Origin of the sequence: Caenimonas sp. SL110 (assembly GCF_001044395.1) — a bacterium.
Taxonomy (GTDB): domain Bacteria; phylum Pseudomonadota; class Gammaproteobacteria; order Burkholderiales; family Burkholderiaceae_C; genus Ramlibacter.
Genome location: NZ_JANU01000053.1, coordinates 19,256 through 36,131, shown reverse-complemented (window position 1 = coordinate 36,131; position 16,876 = coordinate 19,256). Strand labels below are relative to the sequence as shown.

Annotated in this window: 13 protein-coding genes; 5 read left to right on the top strand and 8 right to left on the bottom strand. The window is 63.8% G+C overall.

What is annotated here, in order from left to right; genetic code table 11:
* Positions 1 to 77: 77 nt before the first annotated feature.
* From AQ12_RS19630 to AQ12_RS19600, 7 genes are read right to left on the bottom strand one after another with little or no spacing between them, the layout of a single operon-like run.
* Positions 78 to 1,916 carry a long-chain fatty acid--CoA ligase gene (locus AQ12_RS19630; RefSeq protein WP_048441657.1) on the bottom strand — a complete coding sequence of 613 codons (1,839 nt, stop codon included), beginning with the start codon at positions 1,914 to 1,916 and terminating at the stop codon, positions 78 to 80.
* Positions 1,913 to 2,755, bottom strand: a complete 843-nt coding sequence (locus tag AQ12_RS19625) for an ABC transporter ATP-binding protein (protein WP_048441656.1) — start codon at positions 2,753 to 2,755, stop codon at positions 1,913 to 1,915. The genes AQ12_RS19630 and AQ12_RS19625 overlap by 4 nt, the downstream gene beginning before the upstream one ends.
* Positions 2,740 to 3,936, bottom strand: coding sequence for an ABC transporter substrate-binding protein (locus AQ12_RS19620; RefSeq protein WP_048441665.1), 1,197 nt, complete (start codon positions 3,934 to 3,936; stop codon positions 2,740 to 2,742). Before AQ12_RS19620 ends, AQ12_RS19625 begins: the two co-directional genes overlap by 16 nt.
* 35 nt (positions 3,937 to 3,971) lie before the next feature.
* On the bottom strand, positions 3,972 to 5,012 hold the full coding sequence (locus AQ12_RS19615; RefSeq protein WP_048441655.1) for a branched-chain amino acid ABC transporter permease: 1,041 nt from the start codon (positions 5,010 to 5,012) through the stop codon (positions 3,972 to 3,974).
* 3 nt (positions 5,013 to 5,015) lie between these two features.
* Positions 5,016 to 5,897, bottom strand: coding sequence for a branched-chain amino acid ABC transporter permease (locus AQ12_RS19610; RefSeq protein WP_048441654.1), 882 nt, complete (start codon positions 5,895 to 5,897; stop codon positions 5,016 to 5,018).
* Entirely contained in the window at positions 5,894 to 6,715 is an 822-nt protein-coding gene (locus AQ12_RS19605; RefSeq protein ID WP_048441653.1) for an ABC transporter ATP-binding protein, read from the bottom strand. The genes AQ12_RS19610 and AQ12_RS19605 overlap by 4 nt, the downstream gene beginning before the upstream one ends.
* Positions 6,712 to 7,533 carry an SDR family oxidoreductase gene (locus AQ12_RS19600; protein WP_048441652.1) on the bottom strand — a complete coding sequence of 274 codons (822 nt, stop codon included), beginning with the start codon at positions 7,531 to 7,533 and terminating at the stop codon, positions 6,712 to 6,714. The genes AQ12_RS19605 and AQ12_RS19600 overlap by 4 nt, the downstream gene beginning before the upstream one ends.
* Before the next feature lie 142 nt (positions 7,534 to 7,675).
* On the opposite strand from AQ12_RS19600, the gene AQ12_RS19595 reads away from it, so the two are divergent.
* From AQ12_RS19595 to AQ12_RS19585, 3 genes are all read left to right on the top strand, one after another.
* Entirely contained in the window at positions 7,676 to 8,827 is a 1,152-nt protein-coding gene (locus AQ12_RS19595; protein WP_048441651.1) for an acyl-CoA dehydrogenase family protein, read from the top strand.
* Between the two features lie 11 nt (positions 8,828 to 8,838).
* Positions 8,839 to 9,621 carry an enoyl-CoA hydratase/isomerase family protein gene (locus AQ12_RS19590; RefSeq protein WP_048441650.1) on the top strand — a complete coding sequence of 261 codons (783 nt, stop codon included), beginning with the start codon at positions 8,839 to 8,841 and terminating at the stop codon, positions 9,619 to 9,621.
* A 63-nt stretch (positions 9,622 to 9,684) separates the two neighbouring features.
* A complete protein-coding gene (locus AQ12_RS19585; protein ID WP_048441649.1) occupies positions 9,685 to 13,377 on the top strand; it encodes a hypothetical protein in 3,693 nt (1,230 codons plus the stop codon).
* Here AQ12_RS19585 and gcvA read toward each other — a convergent pair.
* Positions 13,371 to 14,345, bottom strand: coding sequence for a transcriptional regulator GcvA (gene gcvA / locus AQ12_RS19580; RefSeq protein ID WP_238587774.1), 975 nt, complete (start codon positions 14,343 to 14,345; stop codon positions 13,371 to 13,373). The two genes, AQ12_RS19585 and gcvA, sit on opposite strands and share 7 nt — an antisense overlap.
* A gap of 174 nt (positions 14,346 to 14,519) precedes the next feature.
* On the opposite strand from gcvA, the gene AQ12_RS19575 reads away from it, so the two are divergent.
* Both AQ12_RS19575 and AQ12_RS19570 read left to right on the top strand, forming a co-directional pair.
* The gene (locus tag AQ12_RS19575) at positions 14,520 to 15,680 is read left to right on the top strand and encodes an acyl-CoA dehydrogenase family protein (protein WP_048441663.1); all 1,161 of its coding nucleotides are present in this window, start codon (positions 14,520 to 14,522) and stop codon (positions 15,678 to 15,680) included.
* Positions 15,681 to 15,690: 10 nt separating this feature from the next.
* Entirely contained in the window at positions 15,691 to 16,869 is a 1,179-nt protein-coding gene (locus AQ12_RS19570) for a CaiB/BaiF CoA-transferase family protein (RefSeq protein WP_048441662.1), read from the top strand.
* Positions 16,870 to 16,876: the final 7 nt, after the last annotated feature.

The following is a 16,876-nucleotide window of genomic DNA, read 5'->3' as shown; positions in this document are numbered from 1 at the left end:
TCCGGCATCCACCGCGCAGCGGCGACGGCCGTTGAAGTCATGGATTGCGGGTCGGGCGCGCAATGACAGCCAGGCGTTCAGGCGTACATCGCCTCGATCGCGTCGCTGTACTTCTGCTCGATGCTCGAACGCTTGACCTTCATCGTGGCAGTCACTTCGCCGTCGTCATGGTCGAGTTCCTTGGTCAGCAGGTGGAACTTGCGAACGTGCTGCACCTGGGGCATCTTCGCGTTCATCGCGTCGATCTCCTGCTGCACCAGCGCGCGCACTTGCGCCAGCTCGGCCAGGCTCTTGTAGTTGGTGTATGCAATGCCGGACTCTTCGGCCCACTTGCCCACGCTCTCCGGGTCTATCTGTATCAGCGCGGCGACGAACCGGCGGCGGTCCGCGATGATGATCGCTTCCTTGATGTAGGCCGAAAAGCGCAGGGCGTTTTCAAGCTCGGTCGGCGTGATGTTCTTGCCGCCGGCGGTGATCATGATGTCTTTCTTGCGGTCGATGATGCGCAGCTCTTCACCCAGCGGGCCGGGTTCCAGCCGCGCCACATCGCCGGTGTGCAGCCAGCCTTGGTCGTCGATGGCCTGCGCCGTCGCAGCGTCGCCGTTGTAGTAGCCCTTGAACACCACATCGCCGCGCAGCAGCAATTCGCCGTCCTCGGCCAGCTTCATCTCGATGCCGGGGAAGGGCGCCCCAACCGAGCCGACCGGCGATTCGTCGCTCGGCTGCAGGCTGCTCGCGCCCGATGCCTCGGTAAGTCCATAAGCCTCGCGTACCGACAGGCCCAGCGTCTTGAAAAACTTCAGGATGTCCGGCGAGATCGGCGCGCTGCCCGACACAGCGATGCGGCATTCGCGCAGGCCCACATAGTTGAGCAGCGCGCGCAGCACCAGCCAGTGCCACATCCAGCCGCGCAGGCGCTGTGCGAGCGACCAGCGTTGCCTTGCGACGTGCGCGTATCGGCCCAGGTCATCCATGGCCGCGCGGTAGATGCTTTGCCTGAGACCACCGGCTTCGCGCATCCTGATTTCGATGGACGAGTGAAACTTCTCCCAGATGCGCGGCACCGCCAGGAAGATCTGCGGAGCCACTTCGCGCAGGTCTTCCTGCACGGTGCGAATGCTCTCTGCAAAGTTTACGACCGCACCGGTCGTGAGCGGTACCTGCACCGCGAACATCTGTTCGGCCATGTGGCACAGCGGCAGGTACGAGACGATCTTGTCGTTGGGCGTGGCATGCAGCACGCCGTTGAGGCCTTCACCCGCGCGGCACAGGCCCCGCCACGACAGCATGGCGGCCTTGGGCCTTCCGGTCGAGCCGGACGTGAAGACGACCAGCCCCGTGTCGTCCATGCGCTGGCGTTCGAGGTACTGCGCGATGACATCGGGCTGCTTGTCGGCAAGCTTCTTTCCAAGCGCAGTTACCTCGGTGAATTCAAGGATGCCGGTGCGGTCGTAGTGACGCAAACCCTTGGGGTCGATCACGATGATCTGGCGCAACTGGGGCAGCAGGTCGCGCACTTCCAGAACCTTGTCCAGCTGCTCCTGGTCTTCGCACACGATGTACGGTGCCTCGCACAATGTCAGCAGGTATTGGACTTCCGGTCCCGGCGATGTGGGATACACACCGGCCGGTACACCTTGCACGAGGCCGACGCCCATCTGCACGAAGACCCATTCCTTGCGGTTCTCGCTCAGGATCGCAACGTGCTCGCCGCGCTTGAGACCCAGCTCGATCAGGCCCAGGCCGAACGAAGCAGCCTCCATGGCATAGCCCGACCATGTCACCGGCTTCCAGATGCCCATGTCCTTCTGGCGCAGCGCGACTTCATCGGCACGCACGCGCGCCCAGTGAAACAGGCGCTGCGGCAGGGTCAGCTCGCGCAGTTCGGGCGCGACGCCTCTTGCTTGAACGTTCATGACAGCCAGCGCTTTCTGCGCTTGTAGTGCTTGACCTCGCGAAAGCTCACCTGCGCTTGTTCCCCGGCATTGCGGCCGAGGTAAAACCGCTGCACGTCGGCGTCTTCGCGCAGCGTCTGGCTGCTGCCATTGAGCACGATGCGTCCGTTTTCCATGATGTAGCCGTAGTCGGCGGTCTCCAGTGCCAGTCGCGCGTTCTGCTCGACGATGAGCATGGCCACTTTCTGCTCCGCATTGATGCGGCGAATGATCTCGAAGATGTCGGCGACGACGAGCGGGGCCAGACCCAGCGAGGGTTCGTCCAGCAGCATCAACCGGGGCCTGCCCACCAGCGCGCGCCCGATGGCAAGCATCTGCTGCTCGCCGCCCGAGAGGTAGCCGGCCAGTTGCTTGCGCCGCTCTGCCAGGCGCGGAAAGTAATCGAACGCCAGATCGAGATCGGGTGATGAACCCTCGGCGCGGCCCTTGAGCGCAGCGGTCGCGGCCTTCAGGTTCTCTTCCACCGTGAGGTCTTCAAAAACATGCCTGCCTTCGCGCACATGAGCCAGACCCGCGCGTGCCAGCTGGTGTGGCGCACGCGAAACAATCTCCTGCCCGAAGAACGACAGCCGCCCGCCGGCCACCCGGCCGTTTTCCATCGGCAGGATGCCCGAGGCGGCCTTGAGCAAGGTGGTCTTGCCCGCTCCGTTGGAGCCGAGCAACGCCACCATCTTGGCGTCAGGCACCTCGATCGACATGCCGCGCAGCGCCTGGATGCTGTGGTGATAGACAACCTCCAGGTTCTCTATCACCAGTGCGTGCGCCACAGCGACGGGCGTGTTCGTCAGACCCTGATCCATCCGCTTGCCGGCTCCATCCGTTTGGTGGCGGGGTCGTAGCTGTACACGCGGCCCGACTTGATCTGGTGTGTGCTGAGATCGGCCAGCAGGCCTGTGAGGCCGCCCGTGTCCCATTCCTTCATCGACTCCAGCGCGGCCTTCATGTTGGGCAGCGTGAGCTTCTTGTTGGCGCGAATGCAGCGCTCGGCCACTTCGCAAAAGATCATGCCGGTGAGCCATGCATGGATGTAGAACACCGAGATCGATTCCTGCTGCGGCCGCACCTTGGCCACGTACTCGCGCATCGTGGTCATCATCTTGGATTCGGTGTCGTAGCCATAGCGGTAAGGCATCACGCCGGTCAGCCGCTCGCCATTCTTGGCCAGGGCCTCGTACATGATGCGGTCCACGCCGTAGGTGGTGGACATCACTTGCGCATTGATGCCCGCTTCGCGCATCTGGCGCACGAACTCCGGCACCGGATTCATGATGTAGCCCTGGAAGATGACGATGTCCGGACGCGAGCGGCGCAGCTTCGCGACTTCGGAGGTCACATCCACGCCGGTGGGCTTGGTGACGATCTCCTGCACGATCGGCAGGCCCAGCTTGGCGGCGCGTGCCTTCGAATGCGGGATGGCCTCGTTGCCGAATTCCTGGTCGGTGTGGACCAGCGCGATCTTGGGCTTTTCAGCGCCCTTGGAGGTGCGGCCGATGTACTCCATCAGGATCTCGTGCGTCGCGCCGAAGGTCGGGCCCGACAGGAAGTGATGCGGGTACTGGGTCTGGTCCAGCAAGGCCTCGGACGACGAGAAGCCGCCGGTCATCACCATGCCGGTCGCCAGCACATCGCGCGCAACGGCCTTGGACAGCGGCGTGCCGTCCAGGAAGATGAACGAAGGCTTTTCCTGCGCGATCATCTTCTTGACCACGGCCACGCCCTGGTCCACCTTGTAGGCACTGTCTTCGCCGACATAGCGGATCTTGTTGCCCAGGATGCCGCCGTTCTGGTTGCGCCAGTTGATGTAGTCGCCCATGGCGTTGTTGCTGGCGACGCCGGCAAACGACATGAAGCCGGTCATGGGGTGGGCTGCGCCAATCACCACGTCGGCCTTGGCCTGCGCGAATGCGGGGCGCCATGCGCCCACGCCGAGCACTGCGGCGGCGCCTGCTGCTCTCAACACTTGTCTGCGGTTTTGCGTCATGGTTGTCTCCTGGTTGAATGCAAGTGGTGTGTGGCTCAGGTCCTGAAGGGCCACAGGTGGAACGTGCGTCGCACCCGTGCCCAGATCTGGGCCAGGCCGTGCGGCTCAAAAACAAGAAAGCCGATGATCAGCACGCCAAAGACGATCTGCCCCATCGGAAGCAGGTGGCTGGCCAGCGAGGGCATGGAGCCCGAGAGCGCGCTCGACAGCAGCCGCAACGATTCGGGCACGAAGGTCATGAAAACGGCACCCAGCACACTGCCCAGCACGCGCCCCAGCCCGCCCACGATGATCGCGGCGACATAGAACACCGACAGCCCGAATGTGAAGTATTCGGAAGTGATCGCGCCATAGAAGTACCCCAGCAGGCCTCCTGCAACACCGGCATAGAACGCGCCCAGCATGAACGCCAGCACCTTGGTGCGCAAGAGGTTCACCCCGAGGATTTCGGCGGAGATATCGCGGTCACGCACGGCAACGAATGCACGGCCCACATAGCTGCGCCCCAGGTTCGCCGCGGCCAGCCCCAGCAGCACCGCGCAGACAAAGATCGGATAGAACATGCGACGGTCGCCGGTCAGCTGTATGCCGAAGAAGCTCGCCGGAAGAATCGTCACGCCGCGTGGTCCGCCGGTCACGGGCGTCCATTCACGGAACAGAAAGCCCAGCACGAAGTGCGCTGCCAGCGTGGCGATGGCAAAGTACATGCCCTTCACGCGCAGGCTGGGCAGGCCGACCAGCATGCCGATCGCTGCGGCCAGCGCCCCCGCCAGCGGCAGTGCCAGCCAGAAGGGAATGCCCCACTTGGCGAACCACGACACCGCATAGCAACCCACGCCCATGAACGCAGCCTGACTGAGCGAGATCAGACCGGCGCTTCCGGTGGTGATGTTCAGTCCCATCGTGGCGATCAGGTGAATGCCGACGATGCAGGCCATCGCCACGACATAGTCGGAGCCCCACAGCGGCAGCAGTGCAACGACCGCGATGAATGCAGCGATCCAGGCGCGGGCCGTGGGTGAATCCCACAACTGCTCCTCGCCGCGATAGTTCTCGAAGAAGACGCCGCATCGCATGGTTCAGAGTCTTTCGATTTCTCGGGTGCCGAGCAGGCCGTAGGGCCGAACGATCAGCATCGCGAGCACCACCAGGTAGGGAAACACATCGCGCATCTTTCCGCCGATGTAGCCGACGGTCAGGCTCTCCAGCACGCCGACCACCAGGCTGGCGATGATCGCGCCGGCCACGCTGTCCAGGCCGCCGAGAATCACCACGGCAAACACACCCAGCGCCGAAGATGCAAGCGCCGGAGAGACGCTGCCCGAACTCGCGATGAGGGCCCCTGCAACCGTGCCGGTGACGCCCGACAGGATCCACGTCATGCGTTGCGACGCGCGAATGTCCACGCCCAGCGTCGCAGCCGTCACCGGGTCGCTCGCCGTCGCGCGCATCGCAATGCCTGCGCGCGAGTAGCGAAAGAAAATCACCAGCCCTGCGATCAGCACGCTTGCCACGACGAAGTTGCCGATCGCCGCGCCGGGGATCATCACCTCGCCCCAGTTCACCGGAAAGCGCGGCAAGAGCGCCGGTGTCTCCAGCGGGTCCTGGCCCCAGATGATTTCAACGCCGCCGTGCAGCAGGCTCGCCATGCCGATGGTCGCCATCAGGATCGCGATGGTGGGCTGGCCCGCCAATGGGCGCAGCACCAGTGCCTCGATCGCCACGCTCGCCAGCGCGATGCCGGCCAGTGCCACCACCAGCGCCAGCGCAGGTGGCAGCTTGAGCAGCACGGCGGCGGTGTAGTAGAGGTACGCGCCCAGCATCATCACCTCGCCGGCTGCGAAGTTGACCACGTGCGTGCCCTTGTAGACCAGCACGAAACTCAGCGCCATCAAGGCCGAGACGCCTGCGGCCAGAAGCCCCAGCAGCGTGAACTCGGTGAAGATATAGAAGCCGGTCATGCGGCAACCTCTTGCGGCTTTGTGGCTTCACTGCCCAGATAGGCCTTCACAACTTCAGGATCGCGCGCCACTTGCGCGGGCGTGCCCTGTGCAATCAGCGCGCCGAAGTTCAGCACGGCCACGTGATGCGAGATGTCCATCACCATGCCCATGTCATGTTCCACCAGCACCACCGTCACGCCCCATTCTTCCTGCACATCGAGGATGAAGCGCGCCATGTCCTCGGTCTCTTCGCGGTTCATGCCGGCGACCGGTTCGTCAAGCAGCAGCACAGAAGGGCGCATGGCAAGTCCGCGCGCGAGTTCCACGCGCTTTTGCAAACCGTACGACAACGCCTCGACCGGCTTGTGCCTCACGTTGTCCAGTTCCAGGAAGTCGATCACCCGGTCTTCCACTTCGGCCCGCAAGCTGAGCTCTTCGCTGCGCGCACCGCGCAAGCCGAACATCGCGGCCAATGGCGTCGAGCGCATCAGGTGATGGCCGCCCAGCTTGATGTTCTCCAGCACCGACAGGCCGCGAAACAGCGCGACATTCTGGAAGGTGCGTGCCAGGCCCATGCCTGCCCGGGCGTGTACCGGCGTGGCGGTGATGTCCTGCCCGCCCAGGAACACGCGACCGCTATCGGGCTTGTAGAAGCCGGATATCGTGTTGAAGAGACTCGTCTTGCCAGCGCCGTTGGGGCCGATCACCGCCGTGATCTTTCCGGCCGGTGCCGTCATCGAAACACCGCGCAGCGCATGGATGCCGCCGAACGATACCGCGATGTCCTGCACCGCGAGATCCAGGGCCAGGCCCGCAGCAGCGGCCAGTGGGTTCATGCCTGCGCCGACAGTTTGCGTTGCGCCGCGTTCAGCAACGCAGGGCCTTCGAGGTAGTGGCCACCATCGACCACGACCACGGAGCCGGTGATGAAGGTCGCAATCGGTGACGCCAGGAACACAGCCGCGTGGCCGATGTCGTCGGTGGTGCCCAGGCGCGCCAGCGGCGTGGTTTGGAGCACCGCGTCGAGCACCGGGCCCTGTGCGAGTCGGTCCGTGCCTTCGGTCTCGCCGATATAGCCCGGCGCGATGCTGTTGGCGCGGATGCCATAGCGCCCCCATTCGAGCGCCAGGTTCTTCATCAGGGCGTCGATGCCGGCCTTGGCTGCGGCGGCGTGGGTCTGGTGCGAGTAGGGCAACCAGGCCAGGCCCGCAGAGATGAAGATCAGCGAGCCGCGTGTGGCCTTGAGCTGGTCGAGCGCGCAGCGCGACACGTTGAACGAGCCGAGCAGGTCGATATCGATCACGGTCTTGAAACCGTTGGGCGAGAGCTTTTCGGCTTCGCAGATGAAGTTGCCTGCCGCCCCCGAGATCACCACATCGGCGGGACCGAATTGCGCCTGGCTGGTCTCCAGTGCGGCAGCAACTGCCTTCGCGTCACGAACATCGGCGCTGACCGTCAGCACCTGTGCGCCGAGCGCGCGTAATTCGACTGCTGCACGATCGAGCTTGCCCAGGTCGCGGCTGCAGATGGTGATGTTGGCACCGAGGGCCGCAAAGTTGCGCGCAATGCCCAGGTTGATGCCGCTGCCGCCGCCGGTGATGAAGGCGGTCTTGCCCCGGAACAGGTCTCGTGCCAGCACGTCTGCGATCTTCATTCGGTTGTCTCCGTTTGGGGCCGATGATGATTCGCGCCGGTGCGCGGCGCAATTGAGTAAATTTTCGATGGGTCCAATTCCGCTCAACCCACCGAAAAAGAATTCGATTGATCTGCGCCGGCCCCGGCGTTTCAATGCACCCATGCTTTTGACCGACGACCAGAAGGCGCTCCAGGAGAGTGCTCGCCAGTTCGCGCGCAAGCGCCTGCTGCCCGATTACCAGAAGAGGGAACAAGAGGCCGTGCTCGACCGGCCCTTGCTGCGCGAGATGGGCGCGCTCGGCCTGCTGGGCATGGACCTGCCCGAGAGCGCGGGGGGCATGGGGCTTGATGGGGTAACTACGGGGGTCATGTTTGAAGAGATCGCCTATGGCGACTTCAACATGGGCTCGTTCATGCTCGGTGCATCACTCAACGGAGCGATCCTTCAGCGGCATGCGCACGAGTCGATCGCAGGCCAGTGGCTGCCGCGCATGACGCGAGGCGAGGCGGTGATTTCGATCTGCCTGACCGAACCCAGGGGCGGATCGGATGCGAGCAACCTGCAGGTCAAGGCGCGGCCCGCCGAAGGGGGCGGCTGGGTCATCAACGGCGAGAAGACCTCCATTTCATTTGCGGACAGGGCCGACGCCTTCCTGGTGTTCGCCCGCACCGGTGCGCCTGACGAAGGCGCCAAAGGCGTTTCTGCGTTCTTCGTCCCGGCCGATGTGCCCGGTATTTCGACCACCTGTTTCGACGATGTGGGCGGCCTCGCGGCAGGCCGCGGTTCGGTGTTCTTCGACGATGTGCGCATCCCGGCAGAGAACGTGCTGGGCGAGATCGGCAAGGGTTTTGCCATCGGCATGCAGGGCTTCGACTACAGCCGCGCGCTGATCGGCCTGCAATGCTGCGGCGCAGCACAGGCGTCGCTCGACGAGGCGTGGGCGTATTCGAAAGAACGCGAAGCCTTTGGCAGGCCCATTGGCCAGTTCCAGGGCGTGACCTTCCCCTTGTCGGAGGGCGAGTCGATCATCGCCGCCGTCCGCCAGCTTTGCTTTCACACCCTGTCGCTGCGCGATGCGGGCGTCAAGCACACAGCGGAAGCGGCCATGTGCAAGTGGATGGGCCCGCGCCACGCGTTCGATGTGATCCACCAATGCCTGCTGACGTTTGGCCACTATGGGTGGTCGAAAGATTCCCCGCACCAGCAACGCATGCGCGATGTGATGGGCCTGGAGATCGGTGATGGAACGGCGGCCGTGATGAAGCTGGTGATCGCGCGCGAACGCATAGGCCGCACCGCCGTGCAGTATTGATAGCGGCAAGCATGGCGTCTCTATCCACCAGCTTCGAGGGCGGTCTTGCAACCCTCACGTTCACGCAGGCCGATCGCGGCAATCCGCTGGACCGTGCACTCATCGACGAGCTCAAGGCGCAGGTGCAATGGCTCTGGCAATGCGAGGGCTTGCGCTGCGTGTTGCTCAGGGCCGAGGGACCCAACTTCAGTTTCGGCGGTGACCTGAAGGCGTTCCATGCGCCCGAAGGCGGCCTGCCCGCGCTGGTCCATGAGTGGACCGCCGATCTGCACATGGCGCTGCAGCGCCTGTGGGCCTTGCCCGTGCCGCTCGTCGCGCAGGTCCACGGGGCAGTGATGGGTGGCTCGCTCTCGCTTGTAGCGGGTTGTGATGTGGTCGTCGCTGCGCAGGGCAGCAAGTTCGGCTCGGCATTTGCGCGCATCGGTTTGAGCTGTGACTCGGGCACGAGCGCCACGCTCACATCGCGCATGGGCATGGCGCGCGCGCGACGCTTTGTGCTGCTGGCCGAAGTGCTGGACAGTGAAGCGGCACTGGCTGCGGGCATCGTGGACCTTGTCGTGCCGGGTGACCGGCTGGCCGATGAAGCGGCAGGGCTCGCGCGCAAGCTGGCCGCCGGTCCGACCCGTGCCTACGGAGAGATCAAGCGCCTGTTCCTGCGTGCAGGGTCGGCGCAGTTGCAGTCGCAGCTCGAAGAAGAGGCGCTGGCGATCGCGAGGGTCGCCGCAACGCGCGATGCGGCCGAGGGGATTGATGCCCTGCTGGCACGGCGCGGCGCGGTGTTCACCGGACAGTAGCCGAGGGGTTGGAACTAAAGTCCTCAGCTGGTCACTCATTGCTGAACCAGTCAAGGATTAGTGATGGACGCCTCTCGCAAGACCAGCCTCGCCAGTGAAAAAAGGCCGGCGCCCCCGCTGCGCTTCGATTCGGCCTCCCGCCTCGCCGATGTGGCTTCGCTCCCCCAACGATCATCAGCTTCCGGTAGCGGCGCAGCCGAGGTCGCCCCGCAGTTGAGTATCGGGCTTTCCGGTAGCCAGCCCCCCGGCAGGCGCCGTTCGAGTGGAGGTAGTGATGCGCAACACGAGGGCCAGGGAGGCCATCTGTCGGAGCCGCCACCGCGCGGCGGCCACGTCCGGGCGCCGCTGCGCGACTGGGAACTGTCACCCGATGACTTCCTGGACCTGGAGATCGCGACTTCCCGCCTGACCCGAACCTCCACATCCGCGGAGCTGCTGTTCCGCATGCCGATCAACCAGCCGACGGATGACAAGCGCCCGGGCGCCGCTGCCCGGTTGAAGGCGAAATTCACACTCAAGCGCAGCGAGGTTGTGAGCGCGCATGTCCGCCTGAGTCAGTTGCTGGTGAGCCTGCGACAGGGTGTAAGCCATGCCAATGCGCAGGTCGCTTCCATCCGCTCATCGATAGCCGCAACTCCAGCGCAGCAGGATCGCGAGATGCTCGAGACTGCCGATTCACTGCTGTCGAACATGTCGGTACGAGAGCGCGAGGGTATCCATGGCGCGCTCGCGGCTCTTGGCGATTCGCGTGATGCATTCCTCACACAACTCATGGGCCGGATTGCCGACTACTTTCTGGCCAGCATCAACCCCGCGCTCTCCCCGGTCTTGCAGGATCACCTTTGTGAAGCAATCAGCTGTTCCGGCGAAGTGGGCGATGACGGCAAGCAGAAGATGAGTCTGGCTTACGCGGCCGCGAAAGCGCAGGCAAGCGCAAACGTGCGACCAGGCCCCGGCGGTGACATCGGGCGCATCTCCGTTGAAATCATCCTGGACGCACTTACTTACGTCTTGCAAAAGAGTGTTCCCCCGCAGGACCTGCAGCGATTTCTGATGACCTTGCCCGCACGGGACCTGGTGGAACTGGCAACCGCACCCAGCCAATCGTTTGCCGGCGCCACCCTAAGACACGAAGTTGTGACACTTTCGCAGGCCTGCCTCGAAGTGCGCCAGAAGACCGCGCTGCGGCAGTTCACGCGACACATGGGAGATATCCAGCGCTGGCCCTTCGATCAGGCGAAAGCGACGATCGAGGACGTGGGCGGCTTCATCGCAGGCATTACCGGCCTTGCCGAAGAATTCAAGCTGCTGCGCTCGCTTCACCTCACGCTCGATGCCGAACTGATCGGCAGCTTGCGGTCGCTGCCAGTCCTGGTTTTCGTGCGCGGCGGTGAACTGACCGGCTTTGCGCGCATGGAACGCATTCAGCAGCTGGAGCATGCGTTGCGCACGCTCGATGACAAGGATCTCAAAGCGCTTTCCGCCGCACTCGAGGTACTGGAGCATCCCACCACAGTAGCGAAGGGGGCGCTGCCATTCGGAATCGAGGCGGTGCGAGCGGCACGAAAGAAGGCGGGTCAAGCGGGCCACATGGCCAGCTCGAAGAAGGTGATCGATGCGCTCGCCACTATCAACGGGCCTGCGGCGCTCACCTCGGCAGTGCATCAGATCAGGATCGCCATCACGCAGCGCAGGGAGAGCCGGCTCTACTTCGGGACGGATTTCAACGGTGAATTGGTCAAGCAGATACGCAAGCTCGATCCGGAGGCGAGAAGCAGGCTGACCGCAGTCCTTCAGGGTGGAGCGTTCGGGCAGTTGCTCGCCACCCTGTACGAGATCGAACTGTCCGCCAGCGTCAAGGAGACCCCCGGGTTGCCGGGGGAACTGGCTGACTTGCGGGGGGTGCTCGGCACGGTTCGCGCCGTGCTGGATCCTGACCCGCCGCCGCGTCCACGTCTTCGTGCCAGCGAGCTGCCGGTGGAGGTGCGCGAGGGCTTTCTGTCTTATGGCATCGACGTCGATGCCAACGAGAACATCACCGTGAAGTTTGGTCTGGCGTCCCGCGACGCACAGTCCCTTCTGGCGGCCGAAGTCCAGAAGCTTGCGGCTGCCGCCGTCGGGGTCCCGGCCGGGATTGAGCCGGATACTTTCGACTATCTGATCGAACGTGACGACGAGCTGGACGCGGGTAAGTATGGGCCGCAGCGACTGTTTGACGACCGCGAACTCGCGAAACCGGAGGGCAGGCAAGCTGCGCTGGCAGCCGGTCACGCACGGATGGCGCGTCTTTGCGCAGGCAACCCGCAATTGCAGGACGCCATCGTCAGCTTCATGGGCATGCGTGGCCTGGACCCGCTCAATGCCGTGCTTCGCTCTGCCAATACCCCGGTGCGGGTCAACGGCAGGCCCGTATTCCTGACAGGCAGGCGTTCGGTCGGCTATGAACTCACGAGCGATGGCAAAGGCGGCGCTGTGGTCACATGCCGCCTGACGATCAGGGATTGCGAAAATGCAAGCGTCATCGAACCCAGGCGTGACGGTGATGGCGCAAGCGCCAAGCGCAACTCGCTCGTCGTGCCTGTGAGCAATCGCCAGCCACTGATGGTGTCGTACAGCGTGGCATTCAATTCAAAAGGTGAGATCGCCCAGGCCAGCCCGATGGAGTTCTGGCATGGCCGGGGATACGCGATCCCCTCGCATGCGGATGAGATCACACGGCCGGGCGCAAACCCGAAACTGGTTGCGGACTTTCTTGCGCATCTATCCAGCGAACACAACGAAGAGAACTTCACGATCATCACTGCGTTGAACGGGTTCATGCACGCCCCGACCATGGACAAGGCCCGGGAACTGATGCGCGATTTCATCGAGCAGGGCGCCCCCCTGCAGGCGAACGTCGCGTCAGCGCTTCGCCTGCCCATCGAAGAGGCCCTGCGTGCGGGGGGTGTTCTTGATGCGCGTGAACTGATTGAGCTGTTTGAGCCAATTCGTACCGAAATCAGCAAGCTGCTCAATACCGACGCGCTTCCCCGTTTCAGGGCCAAGGTGCTCCAAAGCATCGTGGCGGATCGCATTGACGCGGTGGCGGCACTTGCGGCGGCGCAAGTGATACCTGGTCCGCCGCTGGACGACAAGGAAATCAGGCGGATGGAGTCGAGCGACTTTCAGCGGATCGCAAAGACGGTGCAGACTGCATTCAATTTCCTCTCAAAGCCCTTGGGCGTCGAGAGGCACCTGCAACATGGGTTGGTCTCGCTGACTGATGCCCTGGCCGCGATTGCCAACGAGGTTTCCATCGCCGGTGTGAACCTGGGCAGCGAGCGCCATTGGATGGGCCTGGCTGAACACATCGAGCTGGTTGCCAGCGCAATGCCCAAGCCTCGGCTGTCCTCGTTGCTCTACAACATCGGCACGATGTCCGCTGGCGACCCGGATACCCAAAGAATTGTCCAGATGCTGGGCGTGGCCGCCACGCGCGCACTCGAGGGTACGGTTGAAGGGCGTATGACGCCCGAGGGCGTGCTGATCTCGAATCCACGAGACCTCCTGCTGACGCCCGCCTTGATCGACGATTGGTTCAGGCGCGGCCGCATTGGTGAACTCGAACTTTTTGCAGCGATCGACACGCTCCCGGTCGGGACTCTGAAGACGATGGCCCAGGCGCAGGAGTTGCACCGCAAAGTTCGTGAGGTCGCCAGCAGGGTGGTCGGGCGCAGCAGGCCCGAGGGCAAGAGCCCGGACCCGGGGGACTATTGATCCTGAGGATCCGATGATGAGGCGCTTTTTCGCGACCGCGCGGACGGGGGCGCAGAACTGGGAGTTGAAGTACTACCCTCGTTGAACGCTTCACACTGCGCCCGCAACCAGTCCCGAAAAATCTTCATCTGCGGCGTCAGCCGCCGGCTCTCCGGGTAGATCAGGTAGTACGTGAACTCACCGCGATCGAGGTATCGGTCGAACGGGCACACGAGCCGGCCCGCCGCAATGTCATCGCGCACCAGCGCCATCTGCGCCATCGCAAAGCCCTGGCCCTCCAGCGCGGCCTGGTAGCTCAAGGCCGAGCTTTCAAAGTACAGAAAGCTGAAATCATCCAGCGCCGGAACGCCTTGCGCCGCGAGCCAGGCGGGCCAGTCGTCGCGCCGCTCAGGCCAGGTCGATTGCAGCAGCACATGCCGCATCAGGTCCTTGGGCTCGTTCACCGCCGGGCCGCGCGCGAGCAGCGCGGGGCTGCACACCGGCGCGACGATATTGGGGATCAGCTTCTCTGCAAGCGCGCCCGGCCACTGCCCAACGCCCAGTCGAATCGCAAAGTCGATCTTCTCGCGGCTGAAATCAACCGGGTCATTGCTGGTCGACAGCACCAGTTCCACCGACCGGTTCTGCGCATAGAAGCTCGACAGGCGCGGGATCAGCCAGCGCAGCGAGAACGTCGTGTACGCGCGGATCTTGAGCATTTCCTTGTTGGCGGGCTCCACCAGCAGCGTGGTGGCGGCACGGATCGAATCGAACGCGGCAGACACATCGCGAAAGTAGCGCTCGCCTGCCTCGGTCAGCGTCAACTGCCGATGGCCGCGCACAAACAGGTCGACACCCAGGAATTCCTCGAGGGCGCGCAATTGATGGCTCACCGCGCCCAACGTGACGTGGAGCTCGGCGGCGGCTTTGGTGGCGCTGAGATGGCGGGCCGTCGAGATGAACGACCGCAGCGCATTCAGGGGAGGCATATCCCTCATGGCTTGTAACGAGTGCCCGGCTTGGTGTGCAAGCGCTTGGTTGAATTGAATTCAAGCGATGATATTCCAAGCCACGGCGGCATCGCGCGTCGCATTTAGATTTGCTCAATCATCGGCAAAACAATTCGATTGTCAGTGCGGGCTCACCCCACGATGCTTGGGCAAATGCACAGGACCCACGACCAATACCAGGACATCCGCGACGCGATTCGCGGTCTCGTCGCCCAGCTTCCCGATGACTACTTCCGCCGTATCGACGAAGAAAAGGGCTATCCCGAAGACTTCGTCAATGCGCTGACACAGGCCGGCTGGCTCGCCGCGCTGGTGCCGCAGGAATACGGCGGCTCGGGCCTGGGCCTGGCCGAAGCGTCGGTCATCATGGAAGAGATCAACCGCTGCGGCGGCAATGCCGGTGCCTGCCACGGCCAGATGTACAACATGAACACGCTGCTGCGCCACGGCTCCAAGGCGCAGAAGGACCGCTACATGCCCGCCATCGCATCCGGCGAGATGCGGCTGCAATCGATGGCCGTGACCGAACCCACCACCGGCACCGACACCACCAGGCTCAAGACCACGGCGGTCAGGCGGGGCGATCACTACATCGTCAACGGACAAAAGGTCTGGATCTCGCGCGTGCAGCATTCCGAACTGATGATCCTGCTGGCGCGCACCACGCCCATCGATCAGGTCGCGCGCAAGTCCGACGGCATGTCGATCTTTCTGGTGGACGTGAAGCAGGCAATGGCCCGGGGCATGACAGTGCGGCCCATCTCCAACATGGTCAACCACGAGACCAACGAGCTGTTCTTCGACAACCTCGAGATTCCGGTGGAAAACCTGATCGGCGAAGAAGGCAAGGGCTTCAAGTACATCTTGGACGGCCTGAACGCCGAGCGCACCCTGATCGCCGCCGAGTGCATCGGCGACGCGCACTGGTTCATCGAGAAAGTGGTGAAGTACACGAGCGAGCGCATCGTGTTCGACCGGCCCATCGGCAAGAACCAGGGCGTGCAGTTTCCGATTGCGCGCGCCTGGGTCAACCTGCAGGCAGCGGACCTGATGCGCTTCAAGGCTGCATCGCTGTTCGACGCAGGCCAGCCCTGCGGCGCAGAAGCGAACATGTCCAAGCTTCTCGCAGCCGATGTGTCATGGGAAGCGGCCAATGCGTGCATACAGTTCCACGGCGGATTCGGCTTTGCCACGGAATACGACGTGGAGCGCAAGTTCCGCGAGACGCGCCTGTATCAGGTGGCGCCGATTTCGACCAACATGATCCTGTCTTATGTGGCCGAGCATGTGCTCGGACTGCCGCGCTCGTTCTGAAGGACGCACCATGAGAACGCTGGAGGGCCTCACGGTCGTCACATTCGAGCACGCGATCGCAGCGCCGTTTTGCACCCGCCAGCTGGCGGACCTGGGCGCACGCGTCATCAAGGTCGAGCGGCCCGGCGCCGGCGACTTTGCACGTGGCTACGACAAACGCACGCGCGGGCTTGCATCGCACTTCGTGTGGGTGAACCGGTCCAAGGAAAGCGTCACGCTCGACATCAAGCATCCCCAGGGCAAGGACGTGATGCAAGCGCTCATTGCCTCGGCCGATGTGGTCGTGCAGAACCTCGCACCCGGTGCGGCGGCGCGGCTGGGGATCGACTGGGCAACGCTGTCTGCCAAACACCCGCGCCTGATCCTGTGCGACATCTCGGGCTACGGACCCGACGGCCCCTACCGCGACAAGAAGGCCTACGACCTGCTGATCCAGAGCGAGGCGGGGCTTGTCTCCATCACCGGCACCGAACAGGAACCGGCTAAGTCAGGTGCCTCGGTCGCCGACATCGCAGCGGGCATGTACGCCTACAGCAACATATTGGCGGCACTGCTGCGGCGCGGCGTCACCGGCAAGGGCTCGCACATCGAGGTGTCGATGCTCGAAGCCATGACCGAGTGGACCAGTTATGCGCTGTATTACACCTATGACGGCGCGGCACCGCCGGTCCGGGCGGGCGCATCGCATGCGGCGATTTTCCCGTATGGGCCGTTCACGGCAGGCGATGGGGTCACGGTCATCCTGGCCGTCCAGAACGAGCGCGAGTGGGAGTCGTTTTGCCGCACGGTGCTCAAGCGTCCTGACGTGATGACCAATGCCGCCTATGCGGGCAACCTGCAGCGCGTGGGCAAGCGCGATGAGCTCAAGCAGCTGGTCGATGGCGTGTTCCAAGGCCTCACCGGTGAGCAGCTCGTCGAGCGCCTGGATGAGGCGGGCATTGCCAACGCGCGCATGAATGACATGCAGGGCGTATGGGAGCATCCGCAACTCAAGGCACGCGATCGCTGGACCGAAATCGATTCGCCCGTCGGCAAGTTGCGCGCGCTGTTCCCGCCGGGCATGAACCGCGAGGACGATCCGCGCATGGACCCGGTGCCCGCGCTGGGCGAACACACCGACGCGGTATTGGCCGAGCTGGGTTTCGCAGCAGGCGACGTCGCCGCATTGCGAACCGCGGGCGCGATCTGACCGCACC

Bases quoted from the DNA above. Each gene is read 5' to 3' on its own strand.
- AQ12_RS19570 (WP_048441662.1), top strand. From the start codon at position 15,691: ATGAGAACGCTGGAGGGCCTCACGGTCGTCACATTCGAGCACGCGATC.
- AQ12_RS19575 (WP_048441663.1), top strand. From the start codon at position 14,520: ATGCACAGGACCCACGACCAATACCAGGACATCCGCGACGCGATTCGC.
- AQ12_RS19615 (WP_048441655.1), bottom strand. From the start codon at position 5,012: ATGCGATGCGGCGTCTTCTTCGAGAACTATCGCGGCGAGGAGCAGTTG.
- AQ12_RS19590 (WP_048441650.1), top strand. From the start codon at position 8,839: ATGGCGTCTCTATCCACCAGCTTCGAGGGCGGTCTTGCAACCCTCACG.
- AQ12_RS19630 (WP_048441657.1), bottom strand. From the start codon at position 1,916: ATGAACGTTCAAGCAAGAGGCGTCGCGCCCGAACTGCGCGAGCTGACC.
- AQ12_RS19585 (WP_048441649.1), top strand. From the start codon at position 9,685: ATGGACGCCTCTCGCAAGACCAGCCTCGCCAGTGAAAAAAGGCCGGCG.
- AQ12_RS19595 (WP_048441651.1), top strand. From the start codon at position 7,676: ATGCTTTTGACCGACGACCAGAAGGCGCTCCAGGAGAGTGCTCGCCAG.
- AQ12_RS19620 (WP_048441665.1), bottom strand. From the start codon at position 3,936: ATGACGCAAAACCGCAGACAAGTGTTGAGAGCAGCAGGCGCCGCCGCA.
- gcvA (WP_238587774.1), bottom strand. From the start codon at position 14,345: ATGCCTCCCCTGAATGCGCTGCGGTCGTTCATCTCGACGGCCCGCCAT.
- AQ12_RS19605 (WP_048441653.1), bottom strand. From the start codon at position 6,715: ATGAACCCACTGGCCGCTGCTGCGGGCCTGGCCCTGGATCTCGCGGTG.
- AQ12_RS19600 (WP_048441652.1), bottom strand. From the start codon at position 7,533: ATGAAGATCGCAGACGTGCTGGCACGAGACCTGTTCCGGGGCAAGACC.
- AQ12_RS19625 (WP_048441656.1), bottom strand. From the start codon at position 2,755: ATGGATCAGGGTCTGACGAACACGCCCGTCGCTGTGGCGCACGCACTG.
- AQ12_RS19610 (WP_048441654.1), bottom strand. From the start codon at position 5,897: ATGACCGGCTTCTATATCTTCACCGAGTTCACGCTGCTGGGGCTTCTG.